Origin of the sequence: uncultured Streptococcus sp., from assembly GCF_963516515.1 — a bacterium.
In the GTDB taxonomy this organism is placed as follows: Bacteria; Bacillota; Bacilli; order Lactobacillales; family Streptococcaceae; genus Streptococcus.
In genome coordinates this window covers 20,141-30,258 of sequence record NZ_CAUQCJ010000020.1, presented here as the reverse complement: position 1 = coordinate 30,258, position 10,118 = coordinate 20,141, and the positions used below count along the sequence as shown (strand labels likewise).

Below are 10,118 nucleotides of genomic sequence, written 5' to 3'. Positions count from 1 at the left end.
GCCGAACGGCACGTACGGTGGTGTGAGAGGGGCTAGAGATTATCCCCTACTCGATGCTATTTAGAGAGGAGAACTGATGTCTCAAGTAAAAGGCTTGTGTGTCATGGATGTTGATGGAACCTTAATCTTAGAAGAAGTGATTGATTTGTTGGGTAGGGAGGCAGGTTGTGAGGAGGAAATTTCGCGGCTTACAAGTCAGGCGATGCGAGGAGAGTTGAATTTTGAAACGAGTTTACGAGAGAGAGTAGCTTTGTTAAAAGGCCTACCTGATTCGGTCTTTGATAAAGTTTTCAACTCTATTCATCTAACGCCAAATGCACAGGAATTCGTTTCTATTCTCCAAAAGAATGGCATCCTAGTTGGTTTGGTGTCTGGTGGATTTAGTCCAATAGTTGAGAGATTAGCAAAATCTTTAGGGATTACCTATTTCTCTGCCAATCAACTTGAAGTCAAAGATGGTCTTCTAACAGGAAAATTAGTTGGACAAATTATCAGTCCTGAGGTCAAACAAGCAACTCTAGAACAATGGAGAAAGGAATTCAAACTCCCCAAAGAAAGAACAGTTGCAATCGGTGATGGGGCTAATGACTTATTAATGTTGAAATCAGCAGGACTAGGAATTGCTTTTTGTGCTAAAGAAGTGCTGAAAAAAGAAATACCTAATCATGTTGATAAGAGGGATTTTTTAGAAGTTCTTCCTTTGATTGACTTTTTAGAATGAGGGAAAATATGAAGATTGTAATTGCACCGGATTCGTTTAAGGAAAGCTTGACAGCTGAAGAGGTGGCTGAAGCTATTAAAAGAGGCTTCCAACAATCAATAGCAGATGTAGAATGTCTCCTCTGCCCTGTTGGTGATGGGGGAGAAGGTACTGTAGATGCTATTCGACATTCTCTTGGTATGGAAGAAAAATGGATCAAAGTGACAGGACCTTTTGGACAAAAAGAAGCCATGCGCTATTTTCAAAAAGGGGAACTGGCGCTATTTGAAGTTGCCGATTTGGTTGGTCTTGGAAAGATTCCGATAGAGAAACGAAATCCACTTCAAATCAAAACTCGTGGTATTGGAGAATTGATTCGTCATCTCATTGCTAAAGGGATTACAGAAATCTATATCGGCGTTGGTGGCACGGCCAGTAATGACGGAGGAATTGGGATCGCTGCTGGATTGGGTTATCAATTTTATGATAAGGATGGAAATGTCTTGCCTGCATGCGGTCAATCCTTACTAAACTTAGCTTCTGTTTCAACAGAAAATCGCTATGAAATTCCTGAAAATGTTCAAATTCGTATTTTAGCAGATGTCGTGAGTCCCTTATGTGGTCATCAAGGTGCGACCTACACTTTTGGCAAGCAAAAAGGCCTAAATCCCACTATGTTTGAGACCGTAGATCAGGCAATACAAGATTTTTATGAAAAAGTCTCCCCTGCAACATTGGAAATTAAAGGAGCAGGAGCTGGTGGAGGCATTGCTGGCGGTTTGTGTGCCTTTGCACAGGCAAATATCGTGTCTGGAATTGACACCTGCCTAGACTTGATTGACTTTGATAAGAAAATTTCTGATGCTGACTTGGTTATTGTTGGAGAAGGAAGGCTAGATCGTCAAAGCTTTGTTGGGAAAGCACCAATTGGTGTAGCAAAAAGAACCCCTGTTGGAGTTCCTGTTGTCGCTATTTGTGGCAGTCTCGCTGAAGATTTACCTTCCCTACCATTTGAAAATATCCAAGCTGCCTTTTCTATTTTGGAGAAAAGTGAACCTCTAGAAGATAGTTTGAACAATGCCAGTGTCTATCTGGAGCACACGGCTGCCAATATTGGGCGTTTATTAAGTCTGAGTAAGATTTAGCCAAACCATTTCTTCCAGATGGATGTTTTGGCTGGTTCTTCCTTTTTAACTTCCCAAAGTTTTGCAAAAGCAAGTCGAAGGTCCTTTTCTTCTACTTGAACTGGTGAATTGGTGTGGATAATCAGGCCAAAAGGAGAAGAAGTATGCTCTTCAGATACAATGGTAGCTTGACTATCAGTTTCTTTAGCTTCTTTTAAGTAGAAAACTTGCTTGTCAAATTCGATAGTTGGGGAAATCTTAACAAATAGAGGCTCAGCCTTTTCTTGAAGGTTTTCTAAGATAGATAAAAATCCTTTTTCTAATTGAGGGCTATTTGCCGTATCAATATCTGCATATCCAAGAACTCTTTCCTCAAAAGTACCAAGATAGCGTCTTTGCTCATCTGGATTTAATTTTGGCCCACCATGAGCTTTTTCAAGTAATTGTTTTGATAAATCTGTCATGAAAACAGTATATCATAAAAGTTAGAATAAAACAGACAAAAGAAAGCGATTACTTTATAAAGTTAAGGAAAATTTGCACAAAGATAACGTTTTTTCTTGAAAAAGGAGGGGTTTTAAGGTATTATAGAGGTGTAAAAAATTTAACTCATAAGGAGAGTAAAAAATGTCAATTATTACTGATGTTTACGCTCGCGAAGTCCTAGACTCACGCGGTAACCCAACACTTGAAGTAGAAGTTTACACTGAATCAGGTGCTTTCGGACGTGGTATGGTTCCATCAGGAGCTTCTACTGGTGAACACGAAGCAGTTGAACTTCGCGACGGTGACAAATCTCGTTACGGTGGTCTTGGTACACAAAAAGCTGTTGACAATGTAAACAACATCATTGCTGAAGCTATCATCGGCTACGATGTACGTGATCAACAAGCTATCGACCGTGCTATGATCGCTCTTGACGGTACTCCTAACAAAGGTAAATTGGGTGCTAACGCAATCCTTGGTGTGTCTATCGCTGTAGCTCGTGCTGCTGCTGACTACCTTGAAATCCCACTTTACAGCTACCTTGGTGGATTCAACACTAAAGTTCTTCCAACTCCAATGATGAACATCATCAACGGTGGTTCTCACTCTGACGCTCCAATCGCTTTCCAAGAGTTCATGATCTTGCCAGTTGGTGCGCCAACATTCAAAGAAGCTCTTCGTTACGGTGCTGAAATCTTCCACGCTCTTAAGAAAATCCTTAAATCACGTGGTTTGGAAACTGCCGTAGGTGACGAAGGTGGATTCGCTCCTCGTTTCGAAGGAACTGAAGACGGTGTTGAAACTATCCTTGCTGCGATCGAAGCTGCTGGATATGTTCCAGGTAAAGACGTATTTATCGGATTTGACTGTGCTTCATCAGAATTCTACGATAAAGAACGTAAAGTTTACGACTACACTAAATTTGAAGGTGAAGGCGCTGCTGTTCGTACATCTGCAGAACAAATCGACTACCTTGAAGAATTGGTTAACAAATACCCAATCATCACTATCGAAGATGGTATGGATGAAAACGACTGGGATGGTTGGAAAGCTCTTACTGAACGTCTTGGTAAGAAAGTACAACTTGTTGGTGACGACTTCTTCGTAACAAACACTGACTACCTTGCACGTGGTATCCAAGAAGGTGCTGCTAACTCAATCCTTATCAAAGTTAACCAAATCGGTACTCTTACTGAAACTTTCGATGCTATCGAAATGGCTAAAGAAGCTGGTTACACTGCCGTTGTATCACACCGTTCAGGTGAAACTGAAGATTCAACAATCGCTGACATCGCAGTTGCAACTAACGCAGGACAAATCAAGACTGGTTCACTTTCACGTACAGACCGTATCGCTAAATACAACCAATTGCTTCGCATCGAAGACCAACTTGGTGAAGTAGCAGAATACCGTGGATTGAAATCATTCTACAACTTGAAAAAATAATCGTTGATTTAACAACGTTTCTAGCCCCTCGGATTTTATCCGAAGGGCTATTTTTGTATTTAGGGGGCAAAAAAGGGGCAAAACTTTTTAAGAAAGCTCAGCTACCAACAAATACGATTCAGCTAATATAATTGAAAATGATGGAAAAAAGGGTGAATTTATGATATACTTTAACGTAGGACCTTTTTAGAAATTTTGAAAGAGTATAAAAAATTTAAAATGAGAAAAATTGTTATCAATGGTGGATTGCCCTTGCAAGGTGAAATCACTATTAGTGGTGCTAAAAATAGCGTTGTGGCCTTAATTCCAGCTATTATTTTGGCTGATGATGTTGTGACTTTGGATTGTGTTCCAGATATTTCCGATGTTGCTAGTCTTGTCGAAATCATGGAGTTAATGGGGGCTACCGTTAAGCGTTATGACGATGTGTTAGAGATTGATCCAAGAGGTGTTCAAAATATTCCAATGCCTTATGGAAAAATCAATAGTCTTCGTGCATCTTATTATTTTTATGGAAGTCTTTTAGGTCGCTTTGGCGAAGCCACTGTTGGTTTACCTGGTGGATGTGATCTCGGTCCTCGTCCGATTGACCTACACCTTAAGGCATTTGAAGCTATGGGAGCAACTGTTAGCTACGAGGGAGATAATATGAAGTTATCTGCCAAAGAAACGGGACTTCATGGTGCAAGTATTTACATGGATACGGTTAGTGTGGGAGCAACGATCAATACGATGATTGCTGCGGTTAAAGCAAATGGTCGTACTATTATTGAAAATGCAGCTCGTGAACCTGAGATTATTGATGTTGCTACCCTCTTGAATAATATGGGTGCCCATATCCGTGGTGCTGGAACCAATATTATCATTATTGATGGTGTTGAAAACTTACACGGAACGCATCATCAGGTAATTCCAGACCGTATTGAAGCGGGAACATATATATCTTTAGCTGCTGCAGTGGGCAAGGGAATTCGTATAAATAATGTTCTTTACGAACACTTAGAAGGATTTATTGCTAAGTTAGAGGAAATGGGAGTTCGAATGACTGTATCCGAGGATAGTATTTTTGTCGAAGAACAGTCTAATTTGAAAGCAATTAATATTAAAACAGCTCCTTACCCAGGCTTTGCAACTGATTTGCAACAACCGATTACCCCTCTTTTGCTAACAGCTAATGGTCGTGGTACAATTGTTGATACGATTTACGAAAAACGTGTAAACCATGTTTTTGAATTAGCTAAAATGGACGCAGATATATCAACAACAAATGGTCATATTTTATACACAGGTGGACGTGGTTTGCGTGGAGCAAGTGTTAAAGCGACTGATCTGAGAGCTGGTGCAGCTTTAGTTATTGCTGGTTTGATGGCCGAGGGACAAACTGAAATTACCAATATCGAGTTTATCTTACGTGGTTATTCTGATATTATCGAAAAATTACGTAATCTAGGAGCGGATATTAGACTTGTTGAGGATTAAACCGTAGAGGTGTTTATGAATATTTGGACCAAATTAGCAATGTTTTCTTTTTTTGAAACGGATCGCTTGTATTTGCGTCCTTTCTTTTTTAGTGATAGCCAGGATTTTTATGAGATAGCTTCGAATCCAGAAAATCTTCAATTTATTTTTCCAAGTCAAGCTAGTCTCGAAGAGAGTCAATATGCACTGGCCAATTATTTTATGAAATCTCCATTAGGAGTATGGGCTATTTGTGACAAGAAAACTGAAAAAATGATTGGTTCAATCAAGTTTGAAAAGCTAGACGAAATTAAAAAAGAAGCAGAACTTGGTTATTTTTTAAAAAAAGAGGCTTGGTCGCAAGGCTTTATGACAGAGGTTGTTAGAAAAATTTGTCAGCTGTCTTTTGAAGAATTTGACTTAAAACAATTATCCATCATTACCCATCTAGAAAACGAAGCTAGCCAAAAGGTTGCTCTTAAGTCTGGATTTAGTTTGTTCCGTCAGTTTAAAGGCAGTGATCGCTATACAAGGAAAATGCGAGATTATCTTGAATTTCGCTTTGTAAAGGGAGAATTTAATGAGTAAACACCAAGAAATTCTAAGCTATTTGGAAGAATTACCTGTTGGAAAAAGGGTCAGTGTTCGTAGTATTTCCAATCATCTGGGAGTCAGTGATGGAACTGCTTATCGGGCCATCAAGGAAGCTGAAAATCGTGGAATTGTGGAGACTCGTCCCCGTAGTGGAACAATTCGCGTTAAATCGAAGAAAGTTGCTATCGAAAGATTAACATATGCAGAAATTGCAGAAGTAACTTCTTCTGAGGTGTTAGCTGGACAAGAAGGTTTAGAAAGAGAATTTAGCAAGTTTTCAATCGGTGCCATGACCGAACAAAACATCTTGTCTTACCTTCATGATGGGGGGCTCTTGATTGTCGGAGACCGTACCCGTATTCAGTTGTTAGCTTTGGAAAATGAAAATGCGGTTCTGGTTACAGGGGGATTTCAGATTCATGATGATGTGCTTAAACTGGCCAATCAAAAAGGGATTCCTGTTTTAAGAAGCAAGCATGATACCTTTACCGTTGCGACCATGATAAACAAAGCTTTATCAAATGTCCAAATCAAGACTGATATTCTGACAGTTGAGAAACTTTATCGTCCAAGTCATGAGTATGGTTTTCTAAGAGAGACAGACACAGTCAAAGATTATCTGGATTTGGTACGTAAGAATCGTAGCAGTCGTTTTCCAGTTATTAACCAACATCAAGTTGTTGTTGGAGTTGTAACCATGAGAGATGCAGGGGATAAATCACCAAGCACGACAATTGATAAGGTCATGTCTCGTAGTCTATTTTTGGTTGGATTATCGACAAATATTGCCAATGTGAGTCAACGGATGATTGCTGAAGACTTTGAAATGGTACCGGTTGTTCGGAATAATCAAACCTTGCTTGGAGTTGTGACACGACGAGATGTCATGGAGAAGATGAGTCGTTCCCAAGTTTCGGCTCTACCGACTTTTTCTGAGCAGATTGGACAAAAACTCTCTTATCACCATGATGAAGTAGTCATTACAGTAGAACCCTTTATGTTAGAGAAAAACGGAGTTTTGGCTAATGGTGTATTGGCTGAAATTCTGACTCACATGACACAAGATTTGGTTGTGAATAGCGGAAGAAATTTAATAATAGAGCAGATGCTGATCTACTTTTTACAGGCTGTTCAGATTGATGATATATTGCGAATTCAAGCACGCATTATCCATCATACTAGACGGTCAGCTATTATTGATTACGATATTTATCATGGTCATCAGATTGTTTCAAAAGCAAATGTGACTGTTAAAATTAATTAGAAACTAGGAGAAAAGATGATAACATTAAAATCAGCTCGTGAAATTGAAGCTATGGATAAAGCTGGTGATTTCCTTGCAAGTATTCATATCGGCTTACGTGATTTGATTAAGCCTGGCGTAGATATGTGGGAAGTTGAAGAATACGTTCGCCGTCGTTGTAAGGAAGAAAATTTCCTTCCACTTCAGATTGGGGTTGACGGTGCCATGATGGACTATCCTTATGCTACCTGTTGCTCTCTTAATGATGAAGTTGCTCACGCTTTCCCTCGTCACTATATCTTGAAAGATGGTGATTTGCTCAAGGTTGATATGGTTTTGGGAGGTCCTATTGCCAAATCTGATTTGAATGTCTCAAAATTAAACTTCAACAATGTTGAGCAAATGAAAAAATACACTCAGAGCTATTCTGGTGGTCTTGCAGACTCATGTTGGGCTTATGCTGTAGGTACACCGTCCGAAGAAGTGAAAAACTTGATGGATGTAACCAAAGAAGCTATGTATAAGGGGATTGAGCAAGCTGTTGTTGGAAATCGCATTGGTGATATCGGTGCAGCCATTCAAGAATACGCTGAAAGTCGTGGTTACGGTGTAGTGCGTGATTTGGTTGGTCATGGTGTTGGCCCAACTATGCACGAAGAACCAATGGTTCCTAACTATGGTATTGCCGGTCGTGGGCTTCGTCTCCGTGAAGGAATGGTATTGACCATTGAACCGATGATCAATACAGGTGACTGGGAAATCGATACAGATATGAAGACTGGTTGGGCGCATAAGACCATTGACGGTGGATTGTCATGTCAGTATGAACACCAATTTGTCATTACGAAAGATGGACCTGTTATCTTGACTAGTCAAGGTGAAGAAGGAACTTATTAAAAGAACGTGAAAAGACTGCTGGAGATTCATTTCCTATAGAATTCAGTAGATCTTTTCATGATAAAACGCATTGTATCAAGCTTTTATGCCTGATGTAATGCGTTTTTCTGATTTTAAAAATATAATTCTTCTAAAATAGTACACTTCAGGTTAAAAAAATGACATTTCAGATTTTCTGTTCCAGAAATAGCTATCACTATGATATAATTATTTTATGATTATTACTATTCCTATAAAAAACCAAAAAGATATTGGCACACCATCTGATTCAGTCGTGGTTCTCGGCTATTTTGATGGTATACACAAGGGGCATCAAGAATTATTTCGTGTTGCCAATAAGGCTGCGAGAAAAGATTTATTACCTATCGTCGTTATGACCTTTAATGAATCTCCAAAGATTGCTTTAGAGCCTTATCATCCTGACCTATTTTTACATATTTTGAACCCTGCTGAACGTGAGAGGAAATTAAAGCGTGAAGGTGTAGAAGAATTATATCTCCTTGATTTTAATAGTCAATTCGCTAGTCTCACGGCAGAAGAATTTTTTGCAACTTATATCAAGGCTATGAATGCCAAAATTATTGTTGCAGGTTTTGATTATACATTTGGTTCTGACCAAAAAACGGCAGAAGACTTAAAGGATTACTTTGATGGAGAAGTCATTATCGTTCCACCTGTAGAAGATGAGAAAGGAAAGATTAGTTCAACACGTATCCGTCAAGCTATTTTAGATGGAAATGTGAAAGAAGCAGGAGAACTTTTGGGAGCGCCTCTACCATCGAGAGGTATGGTGGTTCATGGTAATGCTCGTGGTCGTACGATTGGTTATCCGACAGCTAATTTGGTGCTTTTAGACCGTACTTATATGCCAGCAGATGGTGTTTATGTCGTTGATGTTGAGATTCAAAGACAGAAGTATCGTGCCATGGCTAGTGTTGGAAAAAATGAGACCTTTGATGGAGAAGAAGCACGTTTTGAAGTCAATATTTTTGATTTTAATCAAGATATTTATGGGGAGACCGTCATGGTTTATTGGCTTGATCGCATTCGTGATATGACAAAATTTGATTCTGTTGACCAATTAGTGGATCAGTTAAAGGCAGATGAAGAAGTAGCTCGGAATTGGTCTTAATACTCAATGAAAATCAAAGAGCAAACTAGGAAACTAGCCGCAGGTTGTACTTGAGTACGGCAAGGCGACGCTGACGTGGTTTGAATTTGATTTTCGAAGAGTATAAGTAAACAAAAAAGAGGTTGTCTGTGACCTGAAAGATAGATGATTTAGTCTAACTTTTGAGGTCACTACACTACCTCTTTTTATTCTTTTTCAAAGGTAAAGCCTTCTCCAAGGATTTCATGGGCTTCTGTAATAGTTATAAAAGCTTGAGGATCGATTCGATGAATCATTTCCTTCATTTTAACAATCTCATTTCTACCGACAATACAGTAAATGATTTTCAAATTTTCTTTACTATAGTAGCCTTGACCAGAAATAAAAGTAACGCCTCTTCCTAGGTCATCATTAATAGCCTTAGCAAGTTGGTCAGGACGTTTAGTAATAATCATAAATCCTTTACCTGCGTATCCTCCTTCCCCAATCAAATCAATCACTCGGGATACAATGAAAGTAAAGAGCAGAGTGTAAGTAACCAATCTCAAATCCTTAAAAATAAGGAGAATGAGCATGAGAATACAAAAATCTAAGATAAAAAGCAGTTTCCCCATGGATAAATGAGTGTATTTGTTGAGGATACGGGCTAGAATATCTGTTCCACCCGTTGTACCTCCAGCGTTAAAGATAATTCCAAGACCAATTCCTAATAGAATTCCAGATATAAGGGCAGTAATTAGTAAATCACCTTGAAGGTCAATATGAAGGGGAATACGCTCAAAAAAAGCTAACCAGGCAGATAGAGCCAAGGTTCCAAGCAAACTAGAATAGAGAGATTTTGCTCCAAATATTTTCCAAGCTAGGATGAATAGAGGAATATTAATCAGCAGATTCATGAGGGAAACAGGAATTTCAAAAAGATAAAAGGTAATAAGAGTAATGCCTGTAGCCCCTCCTTCGAAGAGATGATGGGGAACTACAAAATAGGTTAGACCAAAAGCATAAATGCCAGCACCTAGTAAAATAGTTAAAATGGGATAGATTTTTTTAATCATAGGA

10 protein-coding genes are annotated in these 10,118 nt (G+C 39.0%); 8 read left to right on the top strand and 2 right to left on the bottom strand.

Going from position 1 to position 10,118, the window contains the following annotated elements:
• Positions 1 to 76 precede the first annotated feature (76 nt).
• Together serB and RYL77_RS05465 are read left to right on the top strand one after the other, a co-directional pair.
• Positions 77 to 721: a phosphoserine phosphatase SerB gene (gene serB / locus RYL77_RS05470; RefSeq protein WP_315010429.1), complete on the top strand. Its 645-nt coding sequence runs from the start codon at positions 77 to 79 to the stop codon at positions 719 to 721.
• Positions 722 to 729: 8 nt separating this feature from the next.
• Positions 730 to 1,845, top strand: a complete 1,116-nt coding sequence (locus RYL77_RS05465) for a glycerate kinase (protein WP_315010427.1) — start codon at positions 730 to 732, stop codon at positions 1,843 to 1,845.
• Here RYL77_RS05465 and RYL77_RS05460 read toward each other — a convergent pair.
• The gene (locus RYL77_RS05460) at positions 1,842 to 2,288 is read right to left on the bottom strand and encodes a DUF1694 domain-containing protein (protein ID WP_315010425.1); all 447 of its coding nucleotides are present in this window, start codon (positions 2,286 to 2,288) and stop codon (positions 1,842 to 1,844) included. The genes RYL77_RS05465 and RYL77_RS05460 overlap by 4 nt on opposite strands.
• 163 nt (positions 2,289 to 2,451) lie before the next feature.
• Between RYL77_RS05460 and eno the strand changes: the two genes are divergently transcribed.
• The 6 genes from eno (at position 2,452) to RYL77_RS05430 (ending at position 9,080) form a co-directional block, all read left to right on the top strand.
• Entirely contained in the window at positions 2,452 to 3,756 is a 1,305-nt protein-coding gene (gene eno, locus RYL77_RS05455) for a surface-displayed alpha-enolase (protein ID WP_314837187.1), read from the top strand.
• A gap of 219 nt (positions 3,757 to 3,975) precedes the next feature.
• Positions 3,976 to 5,235, top strand: a complete 1,260-nt coding sequence (locus tag RYL77_RS05450) for a UDP-N-acetylglucosamine 1-carboxyvinyltransferase (RefSeq protein ID WP_315010423.1) — start codon at positions 3,976 to 3,978, stop codon at positions 5,233 to 5,235.
• Positions 5,236 to 5,250: 15 nt separating this feature from the next.
• A complete protein-coding gene (locus RYL77_RS05445) occupies positions 5,251 to 5,802 on the top strand; it encodes a GNAT family N-acetyltransferase (RefSeq protein WP_261017859.1) in 552 nt (183 codons plus the stop codon).
• Entirely contained in the window at positions 5,795 to 7,072 is a 1,278-nt protein-coding gene (gene spxR, locus RYL77_RS05440; RefSeq protein ID WP_261043481.1) for a CBS-HotDog domain-containing transcription factor SpxR, read from the top strand. The genes RYL77_RS05445 and spxR overlap by 8 nt, the downstream gene beginning before the upstream one ends.
• A gap of 15 nt (positions 7,073 to 7,087) precedes the next feature.
• Entirely contained in the window at positions 7,088 to 7,948 is an 861-nt protein-coding gene (locus RYL77_RS05435; protein ID WP_000631543.1) for a methionyl aminopeptidase, read from the top strand.
• Between the two features lie 214 nt (positions 7,949 to 8,162).
• A complete protein-coding gene (locus RYL77_RS05430; RefSeq protein WP_125422213.1) occupies positions 8,163 to 9,080 on the top strand; it encodes a bifunctional riboflavin kinase/FAD synthetase in 918 nt (305 codons plus the stop codon).
• 185 nt (positions 9,081 to 9,265) lie between these two features.
• Here RYL77_RS05430 and RYL77_RS05425 read toward each other — a convergent pair whose 3' ends face one another.
• Positions 9,266 to 10,114, bottom strand: coding sequence for a YitT family protein (locus RYL77_RS05425; RefSeq protein ID WP_315010418.1), 849 nt, complete (start codon positions 10,112 to 10,114; stop codon positions 9,266 to 9,268).
• Positions 10,115 to 10,118: the final 4 nt, after the last annotated feature.

Bases quoted from the DNA above. Each gene is read 5' to 3' on its own strand.
- serB (WP_315010429.1), top strand. From the start codon at position 77: ATGTCTCAAGTAAAAGGCTTGTGTGTCATGGATGTTGATGGAACCTTA.
- RYL77_RS05465 (WP_315010427.1), top strand. From the start codon at position 730: ATGAAGATTGTAATTGCACCGGATTCGTTTAAGGAAAGCTTGACAGCT.
- RYL77_RS05460 (WP_315010425.1), bottom strand. From the start codon at position 2,288: ATGACAGATTTATCAAAACAATTACTTGAAAAAGCTCATGGTGGGCCA.
- eno (WP_314837187.1), top strand. From the start codon at position 2,452: ATGTCAATTATTACTGATGTTTACGCTCGCGAAGTCCTAGACTCACGC.
- RYL77_RS05450 (WP_315010423.1), top strand. From the start codon at position 3,976: ATGAGAAAAATTGTTATCAATGGTGGATTGCCCTTGCAAGGTGAAATC.
- RYL77_RS05445 (WP_261017859.1), top strand. From the start codon at position 5,251: ATGAATATTTGGACCAAATTAGCAATGTTTTCTTTTTTTGAAACGGAT.
- spxR (WP_261043481.1), top strand. From the start codon at position 5,795: ATGAGTAAACACCAAGAAATTCTAAGCTATTTGGAAGAATTACCTGTT.
- RYL77_RS05435 (WP_000631543.1), top strand. From the start codon at position 7,088: ATGATAACATTAAAATCAGCTCGTGAAATTGAAGCTATGGATAAAGCT.
- RYL77_RS05430 (WP_125422213.1), top strand. From the start codon at position 8,163: ATGATTATTACTATTCCTATAAAAAACCAAAAAGATATTGGCACACCA.
- RYL77_RS05425 (WP_315010418.1), bottom strand. From the start codon at position 10,114: ATGATTAAAAAAATCTATCCCATTTTAACTATTTTACTAGGTGCTGGC.